The organism is Paenibacillus apiarius (genome assembly GCF_017052585.1).
GTDB classification, from domain to species: Bacteria; Bacillota; Bacilli; order Paenibacillales; family Paenibacillaceae; genus Paenibacillus_B; species Paenibacillus_B apiarius.
The window spans coordinates 745,657-765,150 of the sequence record NZ_JAFFHZ010000001.1 but is presented as its reverse complement, the minus strand read 5'-3'; the positions used below and the strand labels follow the sequence as shown (position 1 = coordinate 765,150).

17 protein-coding genes are annotated in these 19,494 nt (G+C 51.4%); 9 read left to right on the top strand and 8 right to left on the bottom strand.

The features are described from left to right. Positions 1 to 3: 3 nt before the first annotated feature. The 4 genes from JSQ80_RS03570 to yfkAB all read left to right on the top strand — a co-directional run bounded on the left by JSQ80_RS03570 (position 4) and on the right by yfkAB (position 5,714). Positions 4 to 831, top strand: a complete 828-nt coding sequence (locus JSQ80_RS03570; protein WP_206094366.1) for an undecaprenyl-diphosphate phosphatase — start codon at positions 4 to 6, stop codon at positions 829 to 831. Between the two features lie 149 nt (positions 832 to 980). Further along, positions 981 to 2,072 carry an HD domain-containing phosphohydrolase gene (locus tag JSQ80_RS03565; RefSeq protein WP_206094365.1) on the top strand — a complete coding sequence of 364 codons (1,092 nt, stop codon included), beginning with the start codon at positions 981 to 983 and terminating at the stop codon, positions 2,070 to 2,072. A 125-nt stretch (positions 2,073 to 2,197) separates the two neighbouring features. Beyond that, entirely contained in the window at positions 2,198 to 4,438 is a 2,241-nt protein-coding gene (locus JSQ80_RS03560; protein ID WP_087435233.1) for an MMPL family transporter, read from the top strand. A gap of 91 nt (positions 4,439 to 4,529) precedes the next feature. Further along, positions 4,530 to 5,714, top strand: coding sequence for a radical SAM/CxCxxxxC motif protein YfkAB (gene yfkAB / locus JSQ80_RS03555; RefSeq protein WP_206094364.1), 1,185 nt, complete (start codon positions 4,530 to 4,532; stop codon positions 5,712 to 5,714). 156 nt (positions 5,715 to 5,870) lie between these two features. Here yfkAB and JSQ80_RS03550 read toward each other — a convergent pair whose 3' ends face one another. After that, the gene (locus JSQ80_RS03550) at positions 5,871 to 6,854 is read right to left on the bottom strand and encodes a YpdA family putative bacillithiol disulfide reductase (protein WP_206094363.1); all 984 of its coding nucleotides are present in this window, start codon (positions 6,852 to 6,854) and stop codon (positions 5,871 to 5,873) included. A 213-nt stretch (positions 6,855 to 7,067) separates the two neighbouring features. Between JSQ80_RS03550 and JSQ80_RS03545 the strand changes: the two genes are divergently transcribed. Next, on the top strand, positions 7,068 to 7,778 hold the full coding sequence (locus tag JSQ80_RS03545) for an HAD family hydrolase (RefSeq protein WP_206094362.1): 711 nt from the start codon (positions 7,068 to 7,070) through the stop codon (positions 7,776 to 7,778). Positions 7,779 to 7,841: 63 nt separating this feature from the next. On the opposite strand, the gene JSQ80_RS03540 is transcribed toward JSQ80_RS03545, so the two are convergent. From JSQ80_RS03540 to JSQ80_RS03520, 5 genes are read right to left on the bottom strand one after another with little or no spacing between them, the layout of a single operon-like run. Further along, entirely contained in the window at positions 7,842 to 9,050 is a 1,209-nt protein-coding gene (locus tag JSQ80_RS03540; RefSeq protein ID WP_206094361.1) for a YheC/YheD family endospore coat-associated protein, read from the bottom strand. A gap of 20 nt (positions 9,051 to 9,070) precedes the next feature. After that, a complete protein-coding gene (locus tag JSQ80_RS03535) occupies positions 9,071 to 10,180 on the bottom strand; it encodes a YheC/YheD family protein (protein ID WP_206094360.1) in 1,110 nt (369 codons plus the stop codon). Next, on the bottom strand, positions 10,177 to 11,553 hold the full coding sequence (locus tag JSQ80_RS03530) for a YheC/YheD family endospore coat-associated protein (RefSeq protein WP_087435227.1): 1,377 nt from the start codon (positions 11,551 to 11,553) through the stop codon (positions 10,177 to 10,179). The genes JSQ80_RS03535 and JSQ80_RS03530 overlap by 4 nt, the downstream gene beginning before the upstream one ends. Next, positions 11,550 to 12,722 carry a YheC/YheD family endospore coat-associated protein gene (locus JSQ80_RS03525; protein WP_206094359.1) on the bottom strand — a complete coding sequence of 391 codons (1,173 nt, stop codon included), beginning with the start codon at positions 12,720 to 12,722 and terminating at the stop codon, positions 11,550 to 11,552. Before JSQ80_RS03525 ends, JSQ80_RS03530 begins: the two co-directional genes overlap by 4 nt. Positions 12,723 to 12,735: 13 nt before the next feature. After that, positions 12,736 to 14,106 (bottom strand): YheC/YheD family endospore coat-associated protein, encoded by a 1,371-nt coding sequence (locus JSQ80_RS03520; protein WP_206094358.1) that lies wholly within the window; start codon positions 14,104 to 14,106, stop codon positions 12,736 to 12,738. A 291-nt stretch (positions 14,107 to 14,397) separates the two neighbouring features. Between JSQ80_RS03520 and JSQ80_RS03515 the strand changes: the two genes are divergently transcribed. Beyond that, positions 14,398 to 14,733 carry a YlbF family regulator gene (locus JSQ80_RS03515; RefSeq protein ID WP_087435224.1) on the top strand — a complete coding sequence of 112 codons (336 nt, stop codon included), beginning with the start codon at positions 14,398 to 14,400 and terminating at the stop codon, positions 14,731 to 14,733. Positions 14,734 to 14,843: 110 nt separating this feature from the next. Further along, complete coding sequence (locus JSQ80_RS03510; RefSeq protein ID WP_087435223.1) at positions 14,844 to 15,146, top strand: hypothetical protein; 303 nt, start codon at positions 14,844 to 14,846, stop codon at positions 15,144 to 15,146. Positions 15,147 to 15,247: 101 nt separating this feature from the next. Here the strand turns inward: JSQ80_RS03510 and deoD are convergent, their stop codons facing one another. After that, positions 15,248 to 15,955: a purine-nucleoside phosphorylase gene (gene deoD, locus JSQ80_RS03505; protein ID WP_206094357.1), complete on the bottom strand. Its 708-nt coding sequence runs from the start codon at positions 15,953 to 15,955 to the stop codon at positions 15,248 to 15,250. Between the two features lie 270 nt (positions 15,956 to 16,225). After that, positions 16,226 to 16,972 (bottom strand): Crp/Fnr family transcriptional regulator, encoded by a 747-nt coding sequence (locus tag JSQ80_RS03500; protein WP_206094356.1) that lies wholly within the window; start codon positions 16,970 to 16,972, stop codon positions 16,226 to 16,228. Between the two features lie 163 nt (positions 16,973 to 17,135). Between JSQ80_RS03500 and deoB the strand changes: the two genes are divergently transcribed. Both deoB and JSQ80_RS03490 read left to right on the top strand, forming a co-directional pair. Next, positions 17,136 to 18,317 (top strand): phosphopentomutase, encoded by a 1,182-nt coding sequence (deoB, locus tag JSQ80_RS03495; RefSeq protein ID WP_206094355.1) that lies wholly within the window; start codon positions 17,136 to 17,138, stop codon positions 18,315 to 18,317. Between the two features lie 82 nt (positions 18,318 to 18,399). Then, positions 18,400 to 19,449, top strand: a complete 1,050-nt coding sequence (locus JSQ80_RS03490; protein ID WP_087435219.1) for a BMP family lipoprotein — start codon at positions 18,400 to 18,402, stop codon at positions 19,447 to 19,449. Positions 19,450 to 19,494 lie beyond the last annotated feature (45 nt).

Sequence of the window (19,494 nt, the reverse complement as noted above, 5' to 3'; positions counted from 1 at the left end):
AGCATGATTTACGTAATGATTGCGATTGTATTAGGTATCGTTGAAGGCTTAACGGAATTCATCCCGGTTTCTTCCACTGGCCATATGATTTTAACGACTCGGCTAATGGGTATTACGGAGCAGGCCGGTTGGCTGAAGACGTTCGAAATCGTTATTCAGCTCGGCGCCATTTTAGCTATTACGGTTGTTTATTGGCATCGAATTATGGAAATGCTCGGTCTGCGGAGCCAAACTGTGCAGCAAGGCAACATGCCGGCGAAGCGGCTCAATTTGCTGCATGTTGCTCTTGGCATTGGTCCAGCTGTGCTCGTCGCGTTTTTTGCCAAAGACTATGTTAAAAGCCAGTTCGATAATACGGCTACGGTGCTTTGGGCACTCGTGGTCGGCGGGGCGTTTATGTGGTTTGCTGAATGGATTGGCTCGAAAAAGAAACCGTCAGCGGAATCGATGGAAGATATCTCGTACAAGCAAGCGCTTCTTATCGGTCTATACCAGATCTTATCTGTCGTCTGGCCGGGCTTCTCGCGCTCTGGCTCTACGATGTCGGGCGGGATGTTAAGCGGGGTCAGCTACCGCGCGGCGGCGGATTTTTCATTTTTGATCGCGATTCCGATTATGGTGATGGCCAGCGGCTATGAGCTGCTGGAGAACTACAAGATGTTCACGCCGGATATTATCGGATTTTTTGCGCTCGGATTTATCGTGTCTTTCATTGTCGCTTATATCGTCGTCGTCACCTTCTTGAATCATATTCAGCGTATCCGCTTGCGGCATTTTGCAATATATCGCTTTGTTCTGGCTGCCTTGTTCTGGTTTTTTATCTTGCGCTAACCAATACATAAACTTCCATAACTATAAATTTTGGATGCATTCTATGTTACTTTAAATATCTGACATATGTTATTATAAAATAGAATTATGACAAGCTTACGGATACATTTCGAAAATGTAAATAACATGACATCAGGGGTTGACTCTGTGTGCGATGGGTACCAGTTCAAGCGTGCCGGCCAGGCATGCGTTTAGCAAAAAAAATATTTAATGAAGAAGGCTTTGTCCTGCTGGAAGAGCACGTCGAACTGAACGAACCCTTCATTCAACGATTGCTGGCGATGGGAATATCCTACGTTTATATCGAAGACGAGTTGACCGAAGGCATCGAAGCCCCGAATTTATTGAGCGAGGATACGCGCCGAATGGCCAATAAGACGATTCGGCAACAGTTCAAGCAGCTTATCAACGATAAGAACTCGCGCAAACGCCCTGTATTCCGGCCGATGAATGGCGCATTTGTACATGTGCTGGATGCCATTATTGACGACCTTTCCAATCATGAAGAAGCGATGGTCATGCTGAATGATATTCAAACGACCGACCATTATTTGTTTCGGCATTCGCTTAATGTATGTGTCTATACTATGCTGCTCGGCATGAACTTCGGCTATGATCGAGAGGCATTGAAGACGTTGAGCATGGGGGCGCTTCTTCATGATATCGGAAAAACGCAGATTGACCTCCAAATATTGACCAAGCCCGGCAAGCTGACCGCTTCCGAATTCGATCATATTAAGCGGCATACCGTATTGGGCTACCGCATCCTTAAGGATGAACCGAGCATTCCGCTTTTGGCTGCTCATTGCGCTTATCAGCATCATGAACGATTGAATGGCTGCGGCTATCCGCGGGGCATTACCTCGCCGGACATCCATGAATACGCCAAGTGGATTGGGATTACCGACTCCTATGATGCGATGACGACGCACCGCGTCTATCGTCAAGCGATGCTGCCCCACGAAGCGCTGGAGATTCTGTACACGGGCTCGGGAACTCTGTATGATCAATCGATGCTTGCTTTGTTCCGGGATCGAATTGCCGTGTACCCGATAGGCATGCCCATCATATTAAGCAACGGGGAAACCGGTGTTGTCGCTTCCATCAATGCGCACTGTCCGCAGCGCCCCGTCGTACGCATATTGAACGATTCCGAAGGCAACCGCTTGTCTGCTCCGCGAGAACTTAATTTAGCTGAAAGCTTGCATTTGATGATTGTAGGATCGGATACCGAGAAATAATCGTTCTGCAAAAAATTGACCCTTGTTCCCGCGAAGCTTACAATGAGACTTAGAGTTCATGTTAACGCGTGTTCGAAAGGGTATTTTTTCGATAACCTCTATTACATAAGCAGGGGGAACAAGTAGTGCGGGAAACAGATAAGCACGGTCTGTTTTGGCATTGGGGCAAGCTGATGTACCGTTGGCGGCATTGGGTGTGGAGCGTGTGGGCGGTCCTATTTTTGGCTATGGCCTTCTTTGCTTTTCAAGTGCCATCCATGCTCAAAGACAATGGATTTACTCCCGCTGGGAGTGAATCCGACAACGGATTGAATGTGCTGCGCGATGAGATGGGAATTTCAGCTACGATGATGGACATTGTCTATGAAAGCAAAGACGGTTCTTCGCTGCTGACGGATCAGGCAAAGCAGTCAATCGGGCAGTCCTTGTCTAAGCTGCAAGAACAGCCGTACGTAACGGACCTGCACATTCGTCAAGACGGCAGAATCGGGAATCGTCAGGACGTCACCTCGGTGAACGTTATCTTCAATATGGATACGAACGATGCTTTGGAGCAATATCCGGACATCCGCAAGCTTATCCCTGATATTCCAAGCATGAATATATACGCCAGCGGCGCTACTCCCGTCTATTATGATATGCAGGAGGCGAGCAAGCGCGATATCGTGAAGTCGGAAATGATCGGCTTGCCGATCGCGCTCGTTGTGCTGCTCATCGTGTTCGGCACCTTGTTGGCCGGGCTGCTGCCGCTCATTGTCGGCTTGTTCAGCGTCACGGTGACACTTGGATTACTGTACTTTATTGCGCTGTCGACTGACTCGCTAAGCAATTTCCTGCCGAATGTCGTTACAATGCTGGGATTGGCTGTGGGAATCGATTACGCCTTGTTCATGGTCAGCCGTTTCCGCGAGGAGCTGCGCAGTCAGCCTTCGATAGAGCAAGCGGTGGCAATGACAGCACAGAGGGCGGGGCAATCTATCTTCTTCTCGGGTGTTGCGGTGTTGATTGGGTTGGTCGCGATGGCATTTATCGACTTGTCCCTATTCCGTTCGCTAAGCTTGGGCGGAGTTATGGTCGTGTCGATGTCCGTTATCGTGGGCAATACGCTGCTATTATCGCTTTTGGGGGTATTCGGTGAGAAAATTAACCGTTATCCGGTCATTCCCCGGCGTTTTCGGCGAAGCGCAGGCGGAGAAGAGAGCAGGTTCTGGAGCAAGATTGCTCATGGAGTCATGAAGCGGCCGATAGCAATCGTACTATTGTTGTGCGCTATCCTCATGGCGTGCGCCTGGCCAGTAGGAGGCATGAGGATTGGCATACCGGATGCCGAGGTGCTGCCGCCGAAATACGAGTCCAGATATGGCGCTGACTTAATGAATGAGGTCTATGATCCTCACGAATTGAACCCGGTTCAACTGGTGCTGCTGGCAGACAAGCCTTACACAGAGCTAGCTGCCATTCAAGCAGCAGAGAAATGGGCCGACCGCATCCGCCAAGTGGAAGGGGTGCGCCGTGTAGACAGTTATGTGTCGGCGCTGGCCCAGCTCCCTACGGCGGAAGCAAAGGCTGGAGCGCTGCAGAATGAACGGCTGCGCGCGCAATTGGAAGGCAGTCACTTGGTGAAAGACCGGCTCATCATTATGCAGGTCATCCCTGATGTCCAGCCTGACGGAGATGAAGCCTTCGAGCTAGTCCGTCAGCTGCGCGCATTGGACCTGGGGAGTGGCGTGAACGAGAAATATGTTACAGGCGGGCCGGCCGTTCAATTGGACATTATCGACCGGATTACGAACGCCCTGCCGTACGTCGTCGGATTCATACTGCTTGTGACCTACTTCGTTCTGTTCATTGCCTTCCGCTCTGTTCTGCTGCCATTGAAGGCGGTGCTCATGAACATACTGAGCTTGGGGGCGAGCCTGGGCATCGTAGTGCTTGTGTTCCAGCACGGGCACTTGGCCGACTTGTTCCAAGTCACTTCTACAGGTATGGTGGTGGCGATGCTGCCGGTCATCATTTTTTGCGTCGTATTCGGCATATCTATGGATTACGAGGTGTTTTTGCTCTCGCGGATTGCGGAAGAATATGACCGGACCAAAAATAATGAACATAGCACGGCAGAAGGCTTGAAGAAGACGGGCAGCATTATTACGAGTGCTGCATTTATCTTGATTGTCGTTGTCGGTGCGTTCATATTTACCGATAACGAGATGATGAAGGCGATTGGACTTGGTTTGGCCACATCCGTGCTGCTGGACGCGACACTCATTCGTGTGTTTCTAGTACCGGCTCTGATGAAGCTGATGGGTAAGTTGAATTGGTGGGCGCCGAGAATGTTCCGGAGCAAGTCGGAGCGCAATGCGGCTTGAATGAATGACAAACATCGGTGAATCATGGCCAGAGATTGCAGAATGAACAGTTGACATGAAGAGGCAACTAGAAAGTTAGGTGGAATAAAAGATGAAACAGCTGCAAGTGGAGAAGGAAACGAATGTAAATCAGGAGCGCACCGCGGGCGGGCTTCCGGAAATTTCCCCATACTATGATCCATGGGATCCGATACGCTCCATGCAAACCTATGGCCGTCATGTGCTGACCAGCGTCGAGATGACCGTGGCGAATGTATGCAATATGCGGTGTGAGCACTGTGCCGTCGGACATACGCTCACGATGATTGAGCCTCCGAAGCTGCCTCTTGATCTCATGCTGAAGCGTCTGGATGAGGTGGAGCATTTGGAGACGATCAGCATTACCGGCGGTGAACCGATGTTCCATGAGAAGACGGTGAAAGAGTATATCGTCCCGATTCTCAAGTATGCTCGCGAGCGCGGCATTCGTTCCCAGATCAACTCCAACTTGACGCTGGATATGCGCCGATATGAGTGGATTGCGCCGTATTTGGACGTCATGCACATTTCCTTCAACTATACGTGCATGGAGGATTTCCATGCGGTCGGGTTCACGCACACGAGCCATGAAGTTAAATCTGGCGTGGCTGCCCGGCTGTATGAGCACATGATCGAGAATACGCGCCGCCTGAGCGAAGCGGGCATGTATATATCCGCTGAATCAATGGTTAATTATCGGACGCATGACAAGATGAACGAGATTCACCGCCTGATTGACGAAATGGGCTGCAAACGCCACGAGGTTCATCCTATGTATCCGAGCTCCTTCGCAGAGCATTTGCCGATGCTTCCAATATCGGATCTGCGTCAATCGATTCATCGTCTCTTGGATACGCGCAACAAGGAAATGTGGATGCTCTTCGGTACATTGCCGTTTTATTCCTGCAATAGCAACAGAGAAGATCAGGAACTGCTGAACCGGTTGAAATCGGAGCCGATGGTGACGCTGCGCAATGACCCTGACGGACGCAACCGACTGAACGTCAATCTCTTTACAGGGGACGTGTTCGTGACCGACTTTGCGGATATCCCTGCTTTTGGCAACATTCACGGCACGAAGCTGGACGATATATTCAATTCATGGCTGCATGAGCATCCGCTCTGCAAGACAGTGGATTGCTACTGTCCGCAAGCGTCCTGCTGCGGACCGAACCTGCTCGTCGCTGAAATGTACTACAAAGGCGTAGACTTCAAAGAACGGGAAGCAGCGATGAACGGCAAGGTCCCGGTATTGTAACGTATTAACATTGCTGCACGCTTGCAATTTAGATAGTAAAGGCGCTCCCTAGGGGAGGCGCCTTTTTGGGTATGAAAGGGGTCAGGTGTGCCATGGTTCTTGGCTCAGTGAACTTGGACAGCGGCCAGAATTGACAACAGGACAGACACAGCAGTTTTATTGTCCCAACGTTGCGTCGATATGTTCCGCGATTAGACGGCCGTGGTGCCTTCCGGTCTCGATAAATACTTCGTTCGCGTTGCGCCCCGAAGCGATAACTCCAGCGACATATAAACCGGGAACATTCGTCTCCATCGTGTTCTCGTGGAACACGGGCTTCTCGCGATCGTCTTGCAACTCGACGCCGCTTTCCGTCAACAGCTTGCGATCGGGACGGAAGCCTGTCAAGGCAAGCACGAAATCGCAGGTGACATGGTCTACGTTTCCTGCAGAATCTTGAATATGCACCTGATCCTGCTCGATGCTTACGACCTGCGAGGAGAAACGCATATGTATGCGGTCCTTGGCGATCATGCTTTCGAAAATCGGGCGAACCCACGGTTTAATATTGTCGGACAGCTCATGGCCGCGATATACGACAGTGACGTTGGCCCCTGCCCGCAATAGTTCAAGCGAGGCGTCAACGGCTGAATTGTTGCCCCCGATAATGATGACATTCATCCCTGCATACGGATGGGCTTCCTGAAAGTAATGCGTGACGTGCGGCAAGCTTTCACCCGGAATCCCCAGCAGATTCGGATGATCAAAATATCCGGTTGCGATAACGACGAAGCGCGCTTGGCGGGTTAACGCCGAGCCGTTTCGCAGCTTCGTATGCAGCTTGAATGTCCCATCATCCTCTTTCTGAATATGGGTTGCTTCCTCGTAGGAACAGACACGCAGCTGATATTGTTCCGCTACCTTGCGGTAATAGACTAGCGCCTCATGGCGAAACGGCTTGTCATGCGGCGTTGTGAACGGAACGCTCCCGATTTCAAGCAGTTCCGGAGTGCTGAAGAACTGCAGATGTGTAGGATAGCGGTAAATGGAATGGACCAGGCAGTGCTTTTCAATAACTAAAGGTTTAAGCCCTATCCGTTGTAACTCGATGGCTGCAGACAGTCCGCACGGACCGGCGCCAATAACTATGGCTTGTTCCAACCTAATCTCCTCCGTGTGACATGTTGTGTGGCGTTGCGATTCATATGATATAGCTTCAAGTTCCATGTTAACGGAAAAAGGAGTCCATTTCCATGGCGCATACTTACATAAAGTTTACAATATTTATCGCTCTCATCCTCCAGTTTCCGTGTGAAGTATGTTATATTGGTCTCATTGACTCATTGAATAACATAAAAAGACGGAGGCTATTTCATGACAACTTCCACAGCTGCATCTCGCTTCGGCCAATCGCTGCCGCGGCCGGAGGCGATGATTTTCGATATGGACGGAACGCTGTTCCGGACGGAAACGCTGCTTATCCCAGCGTATCACCGCTTGTTCGATCAATTGCGAAGCGAAGGGCTGTTCGAGGGTCCCACACCGCCGGAGGAGTTGATTCTAAGCTCTCTTGGCATGCTGCTCGAGACGATCTGGAAGCGGGTTATGCCGGATGCCAGCGATGAAGCAAGACAGCGTGCGGATGATTTGTTGCTGGAATACGAGCTTGCCGGCTTGACGGAAGGTCACTCGGAACTGTATCCGCAAGTCCGCGAGACATTGGCGGAGCTTCATAAAGCGGGCGTAAAGCTGTTCGTGGCGAGCAACGGCCTGGAGGATTATGTCCAAGGCGTGGCAGACGCGCATGGCTTAACGGAATTATTTACGGGAATTTACAGCGCGGGCGGAAGACGAACCGCTACGAAAGTAGAGCTCGTCCGTCTGCTGCTGGAGGAACATCATATCGCTTCCGCTTGGATGGTCGGTGACCGCTCCTCGGATGTGGAAGCAGGCAAAGGGAATGAACTGACCGTCATCGGCTGCCAATATGCCGGTTTCGGAAGAGAGGAAGAGCTGCAAGGCTCCGACTTCTTCATGCAACAATTCGAGGAACTGCTGGAGCTGTACCGAACTTCCGCTCGATAATTACAAAGCTATGCAAGAGAAGGCGCAGCCCGCACGATGGGCTGCGCCTTCCGCCAACATGAATCAGACAGAGCTTGAGGAGGATTCAACATTCTCCTCCTCGATTACGTCATTTGCTGCTTCCTCCTCGGCATGAGTGTCGTCAGCATGCAGACTGGCGAGATTGGCTCGATCGTTCTTCTGCTTATAGAGCCAGGAAGCATACTCCAACGGCCGTGTAATGGCCAGACGATATGTTTCCCGGTCTCCAGCGCGGATGAATACTTCTCGGGCCGGCTTTGGATTCACTTCAAGCAGCCATACATGCCCGCTGCGATCGATGGCCAAGTCGAGCGCGAGCTCGCACAAGGCTCCGTATTTCTGCTCGAGGAATTGGGCGATCTCCAAGCTTGCCGCTTCTGCCTCTTTTTTGACCTCTTCCATCCGGTCTTTTTTGCCAATCCATTGACGCAGCAGTTCATCCATGCGAACCGCTTCCCCGCCGCCGTGCAGATTGGACGTAATGCTCTTTATCGCACCCACGCGTCCGGCACAGCCTGTCACCGCCCACTTGCCGGAGCCATTCTTCTGCACGAGCATGCGGTAATCGTGCACTCTGCCGCTTGGAAGGTTGAGGGAGATGCCCTGTTGGACCAAATAGCGCTCCTTGGCGTTCCAAGATGATAATTTGGCTGACAATTGGGACAACGTCATCTTCTGGGGACGGATGATGCGGCGTTGATGGTCGCGTCCTTGCACGTATATGGTCTGGGTATTGGAGCGGATGCGCTCTATGCGCAAAATGCCGCGCCCACCCGTCCCATTTATCGGCTTCAAAAACACGAGAGGGAATTGCTTCAGCAAGAGCTGTACATCCTGCAAAGATGTGTACAATCGAGTGATGGGAAGGTGCTTCCTGACGCTGGACACCGTGGAGAGCACCTGATAAATCGTCCATTTGTTGCGCAGCGGCCGATTCAGGAACAGCAGATGATTGTACTTGCTGCGAAATCGCTTCAACTGTTCAAAGCGGTAGCTCTTTTGGATACGGCAGCGGTCAAAAATCATATTCGGAAACCGGGACCATTTTCGCGACCATCGGCCGGTCTCGGGATGATAGCACAGCGCATAAATGCGGTGCTGTTGGTCATCGACGTCCTGCGGCGTGAATACATATACGTCAAGCCCCATTTTTTTGCCCGCTGCAATCATCTTCTGATAAATGGGCCGTTCTTCGAGCTGTTTGTGTTCGTTCAAGTAAAGGGTCATTATACCAAGAACCGGTTGAGCCAAGCGTGTTCACCTTCCTCTCGTTATCCGCTTGGTTTCGCGAGGAATGTGCTGTATTGAAAAATGCGCTCCAGCGAGCGTTTGCGAATATGAGGTTCATCAAATTTCATCGGTTTGGCATTCGCTTCGAAGAACCAGATGCCGCCGCCTGCGTCTACGCCCAAGTCCATCGACATTTCACCCAGCGTAAATCCGGAGCCGCGTTCGACTTGGCGCGCGATGACAAGCGCGGTATTTTTGGCCCGTACGAATATTCGTCTCGATTGCTCCGCTCCGAATATGGTTGTGAGCAGCTTCTCTGGGTCGTCGATGCTTCCTCCGCGCGGCACGTGTGTCGTAATGCTCGTGGAACCGGCTATCCGCGCGCCGACACCGGTAATATCCCACTGCCCTTTGCTGTTCTTCTGTACCAATACCCGCAGATCGAAAGGGCGGCGATTGATCGTCGCAAGCGGAATGCCCTGCTGCACGATGTAATCATAGTGCCCCGCTTGCTTGCGAATTCGGGTCCATAACTTGGAGATGGTGGCGCATTTATAGGAGGTGCTTTTCCTTTTATCTTGTATCTGCAAGCGGAATTTCAAAGCTTTCGTATGATTGACACGGAGCGTCATGATGCCTACTCCGGCTTTGCCCGTCTCAGGCTTTAAATAGAGGTAAGGATGTTTATGCAGCATTTTGCCCAAAGAAACGGATGTCTTCAACCGCTTTGTGGAAGGAATGTACTTGCGGGTGGTGCGTGACTTTTTCAGCCACTCGAACAAATGCCATTTGTTAAAGAAATAGGGGTTGAACATGCGAATGGTCGGGTGGGCGATAATTTCTTCGATTTTGCTGCTGACGGAAGGCAGGTTCTCATCCTCTCGATGCGGGATGCGGTTATATACCACTTGAGGCAGCGGGAACCACTCCTGCTGCCATGCCTCTTTCTCGAAATGATAGGAATATCCAATTACTCGCCGTGCATGCAGCTTTAAATCTTTGGCCGTTACAATATATACGATAAATCCAAGTTCTTTGCCAGTTCGCAAAATATCGATAAAATTGTCCCGGTTGCCGCGGAATTTTTCTTTGTCATCATCTATCGTTAGGATGGCTACTATCGGAAGCTGCTCTTGATCCAAAGTGCTCACGTCGATTCCCCCCTGCGAAATTTGCTCAGGTACAGGCAGTGTTCTAAAATGTGCTCAATCGACGATTGTCCTTCGCTTTTTAATGAGGGATGCTTGAATATCGAGCGCCCCGGCTTCGCATTGGCCTCAAACATCCACACCTGCTCATCTCGGTCAATGCCTAAATCAAATCCGAGTTCGCCCAATAAGTGAGGGTGATTGCGTTCGATGGCTTCAGCCAATTCGATGGCGACCTGCTTGGAATTATCCAACACCTCTTCTGCGCGTGCGCCGAACGCGCGCTGGAGCGCTTGCTCTGGCGTCATGAGCCTCCCGCCGTTCTTCACATGCGTGGTCACACTGCCCCTCCCCGCCTTTTTGGCTCCAATCCCGACGACGACCCATTTATCCTCCCCGTTCTTATGCATGTGGAAGCGGAAGTCGATGGGACAGCCGTCGATTTCGATGAGGCGCACCCCTTGCTGAACGACATAGCCCCGCAAGGAGCGTCCATGTCTTGCTTCAAGCATTCGGATTAAGCTCGAGAACTGCTTAAAGCGCAGCAGCACATTTTTGCCGTTGTTCGTATATCTGGCGAAGTAGCCTTTCTTCGGCAAATAAGTGAGCCGGTAAATGCCAATGCCCAAGCTGCCGGCGGATGGTTTGTAATAGACGAACTGATGCCGATCCAGCATGGCGCGGATGGTGTCGGGTGTCGGATTCATAATGGATTCGGGAACGTACCGATTCGCATCCGATTCATCTTTCAACAGAGCGTACACGTCGGATTTATTAAAAAAGCTCCAGTTGAAAAACGGTATTTTCTTCTTTATAAAACGTTCGCGGAGCGCGTTGATGGACGTTGAGGTTTCCGCCCTGCGGCTGGGCAGGCGGTTGTATACGACATCCGGAAGCGGAACCGTCTTGCGCACCCACGCACCTGAATCGGTAACGAAAAAAGCATGCACCGTGTCGTTCTGCCAATTGATGTCGCGCGGACTGAAGGCGAACACGTAGGCCTTCTTGTTGCCGGCGCGCAGAATTTGCTTAATAAAGCCGGTGCGGCTGCCGAATGGGCTCGTGACTGAACGTGAAGAGGTGTCGGACATGACCCCGATTAGAGGGCCCAACTGCAAGTCACCCTCGTGTTCATTCAGCAAATAGACGAGGCCGGATTTAGGCACTCGAAACGAACTTCGCAAGCCGGCCGTAACATACAGATGTTTGCCGGGTTTTTTTATCGGTTTGACCGTGGCGGGAATGCTGGTTTTCCCCAACCTGAGCCGTACGGACTTTTTTCCGGCAAGCTTCAACTGCTTCAACAGTGAGTTGGACACGTATAAGATCTTCTCAGAATTTGGCGTCAAATGGACGTTGCATACCGTCAAACTCATGGACTAACCCTCCTAAGATATCGAACCATTACATAGCGCGCATACAATATGGGGTTCTCCACGGATTTTATGGCGGCTTGCTGCTCGCCCGTCTGGCTGAAAACCGACCTGCCCGGCTTGGAGTTGACTTCAAGAAGCCATAGGCGGGCTTCACGGTCAATTCCGAAATCCAGACCGACCTCAGTCAGGCGACCGTGGCGCGCTTCCAGAATCGGTGGAATGCTATCGCTGTAAGAGTGAAGCTGCTGCGCGAGACGTTGTACGTGTTCTGGTTCGAATTGGCTTTCCAAGAATGGAACGACCGGAACGGCATGACCGCCTCCATGTAGGTTTGAAGTGACGCTGTGCTGCCGCCCGACACGGGCAGCCATCCCCGTAAAGCTCCAACGCCCCTTCTCATTTTTCTGCATCAGGACACGTATATCGAACGGCTCACCTGCTTGCGTCTCCAAGGTTAAATAAGGCTGCACTATAAATTTGCGCTTGCCGATGAACCGGGCAATCCATTTCAATCCTTCACCGGGATGCGTAAAGGTACGATGGATAGGGCGATTGCGTCCGTCCCGGCCGCGAAGCTGCAAGTAGGCTCCAACGAAAGAAGCGTCCCTCCCGTTGCCGGCAGCCGTATCATTGCTGAACAGGCGGCGTACATGAATGGTGGATTTGCCGTGTGTTCCACCATGGGGTTTAAGAAACAAATCTCCCCCGTACTCGTTCAGCTGGTCGGCTAAACTGCCTGCTCCGGCAAACAATCGGGTGGGGGGCAAAATGTCAAGCAAGGACGGTTCCTTGGATAATGATTGGTATACGTCCCATTTTCCGCGCAAGCCGATACCGAGCAAGCTGACATTCGCATCACGAATCATTCTGGCAATCGCTATCCGGGATCTTTGATATTGGTTGCTGTTGGAGTAAGCGCAGCGGTCATATAAGAGTGAAGGCAATGGGACAGTGCGTTGCGCCCATCCGTGTGCGCCGTAGACATACCCGCTTACGGTAAGGTCGTGCCAATGTACCCAACGCGGAGAGAAGACAATGACCCTCACGCCGTACTTGCGGCCGATCTTGCACAGCTTGCGGCAATACGCCGCTTCGGTAAATGGAGGTGAACCTTGCGAATCTAATTCTAGCACGCCAAGCGCATACTCCTTTGGCTGGTCTTCACTCATATATGCCACCTCCTCAGAAGCCGCTAAGAAAACGGGCATACTCGACTATCTTGCGTACGGAAGGCCGAATCTTATTGTCATTCAGGGGCGTATTGTCATTTTTGGAAGGCTTGGAGTTCACTTCGAGAAGCCATACTCTGCCAGAGGAATCCACGGCAAGATCGATGCCCAATTCCCCGAAATGAGCGGGGATGTGCGTATCAACGCCGCGCGCAATATCCAGAGCTGCTTTTTTCAGGCGGACATGAACGTCGTTCTTGACGTTGGAAGGTAGGTTCGCCTTGTTGACCGCTTCCTTCACCGTGCTGAGCGAGCCGCCGCGCGCCAGGTTCGATACGAAATGCTGGGTGCTTGCGATGCGGGCGACGATCGAGGTGATCGTCCATTTTCCCGTGGCGTTCTTCTGTACGAGTGCGCGGAAGTCAACCGGGCGTTTTCCATGATCGATTAACGTCAGCCCTTGTTGAATTTGGTACCGATTGCTCTTCATTTTGCCCGACAGACTGGAAAACAGCTTAAGCAGGCTGGCGTATTGTTGGCGTTTCGTGCCGCTGATGGTGGAATACATGGCCTGATAATAGCCGCTTTCCTGCATACGGGTTATGCGGACGATGCCCTTCCCGAGACTGCCTCTTGCGGGCTTGAGAAATACCGTATTGTAACGGGAACACATCGACTTCAGCATCGTGAAGTTCCGCAACAAATGCGATTCGGGCAAATACCGGGCGAGTTCCGCGTCATGCTGCAGCGCATCGAATACCTCGGTTTTATCCAAAAATTTTTCATTGAAAATGTGGGACTGATACCGTGATTTTACTTCTTTCATAAAATGCTGTACGCTAGGTTTGTTCTCCAGTTTGCGTGAAGTCAAGCGGTTGTTGATTACGTCGGGAACAGGCGTGTTTGTCTTTTTCCAGCTTCCGTTTGCAAAGACCCAAGCTTGCTCGATGTGCAGATCCTGAATTTGTTCAGGAGTAAAGAAACAGACCAATGCCCCTTGAGATTGGCAGGCGTCTACGAGTTCCTTGCAGAACATCGTAATTTGCCCGAACGGTTTATCCGGGGTCTCGGGGCGATCGCGGCTGATCAGCACACCGATGAGCGGGCCAAGACAGAGTGTTTGAGTGGACGGCTTATAGACGATTCTCAGTGAGTGGCCCGTTAGGAGTCCCATGCCGCGTGCAAGTGCATGATTCATTCGCAGCCCGTCAAAGCGGGGAATCGGTACAACCGACACACGGTGCTTGAAGGAGCCGAAACGCAGGGTAAGGGGCTGATTAACGGGAATTTTCAATTGTTTGACGATAGCTTCGCCCAACATGAGCACTTCTTCTCGCAAGATGCCGGAGCTTACCACCTGGAGCGTCACTTTAGATTTAGACATGAAGGATCTCCTTCCAACAACAACTTGCAGTCATTCATACGGTAATACCCGCATGGGTCAATACAGGCAAACCGTATACGTTAATTCATCATATGAGGACATATTTCCCTTGGTGATTGACCTGCATCAGGAAAAGGGGGGGAGAGACATGCCCAATTGGCTTTTTATTGTGTTTCGTGTTCCAGTCATTTGTGCTTCTAGCTGTCGGATAAACGTCATAAATGATAATGAAACGGCAAAATGAACTGTGTTATGCTGACTAATGTATTTTTTCCGAAAGGATGAGATGAAATGAATGTATATGACAAAGCTCATGATTTGGCACGTGCCTTGCAAGCCTGCGAGGAGGCAAAAGCTGTCGAAGAAGCGATGAAAGCAATTGAAGGAGATGCGGAAAGCAAACGCATGCTGGACGATTTCCGCGCGCGCCAGATGGATATGCAGCAGAAGATGATGACCGGGGAAATGCCGGAACAGGAAGAGATGGAGAAGATGGAAAAAATGTTCGAGGTCATCAGCATGAATCCGGATATCGCCCGTCTGTTCGACGCGGAACGCCGCCTTGCGCTTATCATTCAAGACGTGAACAAAATCGTCTCCGAATCGCTGGGTCATTTGTATCAATAGGGAGAACAGTCATCAATCATGAATGTCATGCATACGCTCTAATATAGGACAAGAACACGGCTGGCTGCCTGCAGGGCGTCACCGTGTCGAGTGCAAGGAGCGTAGACACGATGAATAAATGGATGAATTCGGCTTCTGGAGGGCGCCGCAGGTGGAAGCATGCCGTGTATATTGCATTGGTGCTGGCCATGCTGCTCGTCGTGCTGCCCACCATTTCATTGAAGGAAGGCCTGACGCCGGCAGTCTGGTTCGGCATTGTCTGGTCAGCCTTCGCTCTGCTGGTCATCTCCGCCCATCTGCATCGTTTGCTGCGGGTGGATGAAGAGACAGAGCGCCGGTTGAAGCGAATTAAGCAGGAGAAGGTGCGCCTGTGGGAATCACGGTTGACGCAGCGCATAGAGCGGATGAAGTAACATAACAAAGAGCCCTTGTCTGCGGGTGCGGAGACAAGGGCTCTTTGGCACGGCTGCTGCCACTGCGTACTCAAAAAAGGGTCCTTTTTTTTGGATAACCCTTATTGAGATATTGCGGTTTCGAGAGCGACTTCAATCATATCGTTGAAGGTGGTCTGGCGTTCCTGGGATGTCGTCTGTTCTCCGGTCAAAATATGATCGCTTACAGTCAGCAATGCAAGTGCCTGAATCTGATGCTTTGCCGCCAGCGTGTAGAGCGCCGCTGCCTCCATCTCTACCGCAAGCACGCCATACCGGCCCAGCTTCATCGTCATTTCTTCATTGCCGCCGTAGAAGAAATCAGAAGATAGAATGTTGCCGACGCGCAGGTTCAATCCTTTTGCCAGACCGATCTCATAGGCGCTCCGCAGCAGGCTGAAGCTCGCAATCGGCGAGTAATCATACCCCGGGAACGTATGCTGATTGAGGGAAGAGTCCGTGCATACGGCTTGTGCCAGCAGCACGTCGCGCAGCTTGACGTCTTGTTGAATCGCACCGCACGTGCCTACGCGAATGAGCGTCTTGCAGCCGTAATCTTGAATGAGCTCCGTAGCATAAATGGAAAATGAAGGAATCCCCATTCCAGATCCCTGCACTGACACTGGTTGTCCTTTATAAGTGCCGGTATACCCCAGCATGCCTCTGACTTGGTTATGACAGACGGAATCTGTCAAGAACGTCTCTGCAATATACTTCGCCCGCAACGGATCTCCCGGCATCAAAACGATGGGCGCAATGTCTCCGGCTTTCGCTTCCAAGTGAACACTCACGTTGAATCCCTCCATGTCATCGTTAATAGTGAACCATTCGTTTACCTTCATTATTAGGCAGTTAGAAAAGTATGCTAAAAAATACAGTCTTTTAAACATGACCTAATTGAAAGCGGTTACTGCCTATTCTTAACGATACCATGAATCTCAATCCTGTTTCCGTGAAAGAGTCGCCCCGGATTCTGTGAACAATTTCACCGAATTTATGATTGGTATTTAACTGAAACGCTTTCATTTTAGCTTTATAATCAAGGTAAACCCCATGGCTAGCTAGATTTGACGCAATTTTGATGCCGATCCGCATTCTGAACGCCATTTGCGGGATGACGTAACGTCCTGCATGTCGTCGCACATGGATTGCAGCCGTTCCAAGTCGGTAATGTAAATATATTTTTGCTGCATGACCAAGATGCCTTCTTCATGGAAATCGCGCATCACTTTGGAAATGGATTCGCGTGTAACCCCGATCATAGTGGCCAGCAGGTGGTGCGTTAATTTACACTCAATTTTGTAAGCGGATTCATGAAGAGTTCCCAAATTGTAGTACAAATCCAGAATCAAATTGGCTGCCTTCAGCCTGACGTCCAGATAGGACAAGTAGCGCACTTTATGGTTCATTACGCGCAAATGATCGAGCATGCGTTGATACGCCCGGCGCAATATGGAAGGATGCTCGTCCATCGCACGCAGGAAATCGGGTCGGCTGATGACCCAGAAATGGGAAGGCTCCATTGTCTCGATCGAGGCGACGCGATGCTGATGGTCTGCGATCGCTTCCATTTCTCCGACGACATCGCCTGGAAATTGAAAGTTGAAAATAATTTCTTTGTCTTGATGAAGGCGGTACACCTTGACCAGTCCTTCACGAAGAATATATAGGTCTGTGCCTTGATCTTCTTCATAAATCAGTATCTGACTCTTCTTATAGCTCCGAGCTTTCAGCAAGGGGATGATGGCTTCGCATTGTGCAGCAGTCAAATCTTGAAACATGAAGACATCGCGCAAATCATCAATCATGGGTGCCTCCTATCCCGACAGGATGGCCGGACAGCAGAACCTGTCGCGGAACTGTATTTATCTTCTATCCACATATTACATGACGGAGGCGAGTTAATCCAATAGAACGTCTTGGCAAGAACGGCCACATCAAGAAAAGGACATGGATGAGGAGTGGTTACAAATGTTTGAAAGAGTAAGTGTCATCGTTATGGACAGCGTGGGAATCGGGGAGCTGCCCGATGCGGAAGCCTTCGGAGACCGAGGTGCGCACACGCTCGGTCATATTGCGGAGCGGGTGCCTTCCATGCGCTTGCCGAATCTGCAGAAGCTCGGGCTCGGCAATATCGCCCCGCTGCCGCATATGGAAGCGGTGCCTTCCCCATCGGCTTGCTACGGCAAGATGGCGGAGACGTCGGTCGGCAAGGATACGATGACGGGACATTGGGAGCTGATGGGCTTGCATGTGGCGATCCCTTTTCAAGTGTATCCTTCCGGCTTCCCTGAGCCGCTCATCCGCCTGTTTGAAGAGCGTACCGGGCGGAAGGTAATCTGCAACCGTCCGGCTTCCGGCACGGCTGTATTGGACGAATACGGGGAAGAGCAGATGCGCACAGGGGCATGGATTGTGTACACCTCGGCGGACAGCGTATTTCAAATCGCGGCTCATGAGGACATCATTCCGCTGGAAGAGCTGTATGCCGCCTGTCGTATCGCCAGAGAGCTCACGCTCGAAGCTCCATATGCCGTCGGGCGGATTATAGCGAGACCCTACGTCGGGAGCCCCGGGCAGTTCACCCGGACCCCGAACAGGCATGACTATGCGCTTGCACCGCCGGGGAAGACGCTGCTCAATCATCTGTCCGAGCACGGCTATGACGTCCTCTCAGTGGGCAAGATTAACGATATTTTCTCGGGCAGCGGCATTACGCAGTCCTATCCGACAAAGAGCAACGCTCATGGCATCGAGATGACACTGGCGCAGTTGGATAGCCGTTTTCGCGGCTTGCTGTTCACGAATCTAGTCGATTTTGATTCGTTATATGGGCATCGGCGCGATCCTGCAGGTTATGCGAGCTGTCTCGAGGAGTTCGATCAGTCGCTTCCCGGGTTGATGCAGCGCATCGGGGAGCGTGATCTGCTCATCATTACGGCGGATCACGGGAACGATCCGGTTCATTCGGGCACCGATCATACGCGTGAATACGTGCCGATTTTATTATACAATCCGCGGTTCGCACAGTGCGGCGCTTCCATAGGCATCCGTTCCACCTTTGCCGATTTGGCTGCGACGCTGGCCGATAACTTCGGCGTCCCGAGCACGGGTCACGGGAGCAGCTTTCTGCCGCTGCTCAAGGTAAGGTGACGCGCTCTATCTATAGAAGTGAAGTGTCCAAAAGGGGTTAGAAATGAGCAACACATTAATGACACTCAAGGGGGAAAAGGTCATGAAAAAATCAATGCTGCTCGTATTATCCGCTATTTTGCTGTTTTCGTTTGCTTTGGCTGGCTGCGGAAGCAAGTCTGGCGGCTCCGAATCTGGCGGTGTGCAATCCGGCGATGCGCCATCCGGAGAGAGCGGAGGCAAGAAGCTAAAGGTCGGCATGGTCACCGACATGGGAAGCGTCAACGACAAGTCGTTCAACCAAAGCGCATGGGAAGGCCTGCAGAAGCTGAAGAAGGATTTTGGCTACGAAGTGAAATATTTAGAGCCGAAGAACGACGCGGAGGTCATTCCGAGCTTGAACCAATTCGTGAAGAACAAATATGACTTAACGTGGGCGACGGCCGAAACGCTCGATGCGGCAATAAAGCAGATCGCTTCCGAGAATCCGGATGCGAAGCTAGGCATCATTGACGCAGGGGTGGAGGTTCCAAACGTAGCGTCGGTTTTGTTCAAAGAAAATGAAGGTGCCTTCTTAGTGGGCGTTATTGCTGGATTGATGACGAAATCCAATAAAATCGGATTTGTTGGCGGCATGGAGATTCCGGTCATCAAGCGTTTCGAGGCAGGATTCCGGGAAGGGATCAAGGCTGTAAATCCGGATGCGACATTCAAACCGCTGTACACCGGGCAGTTCGTCCGGGTCGATATGGGGAAATCAGCAGCTTCCACGCTTTATAACGAGGGCGTCGATATTATCTTCCACGCATCCGGCTTGACGGGCAACGGCGTATTCAATGAAGCGAAAGAGCGCGCAGCCCGCGGTGAACAGGTCTGGGTCATCGGCGTCGACAAGGATCAATCGCTTGAATTCGGAGATGAAATTACGCTGACGTCGATGATTAAGAAAGTGGATGAAGCCGTATATCAAATCTCGAAGGATTTGGCTGACGGGAAATTCCCTGACGGCAAAATCACTTATATGGGCTTGAAGGAAAAAGGGGTAGACGTGGCGCCGACTTCAAGCAAAAACGTGCCGCAAGACATTCTCGACAAGGTCGAACAATATCGTCAACAGATTATTGAAGGCAAAATTCAAGTGCCAACGACGTAATCAACCATTTTATTGTTTCCCCGCCTGCAGTATGCGGCGGGGAAA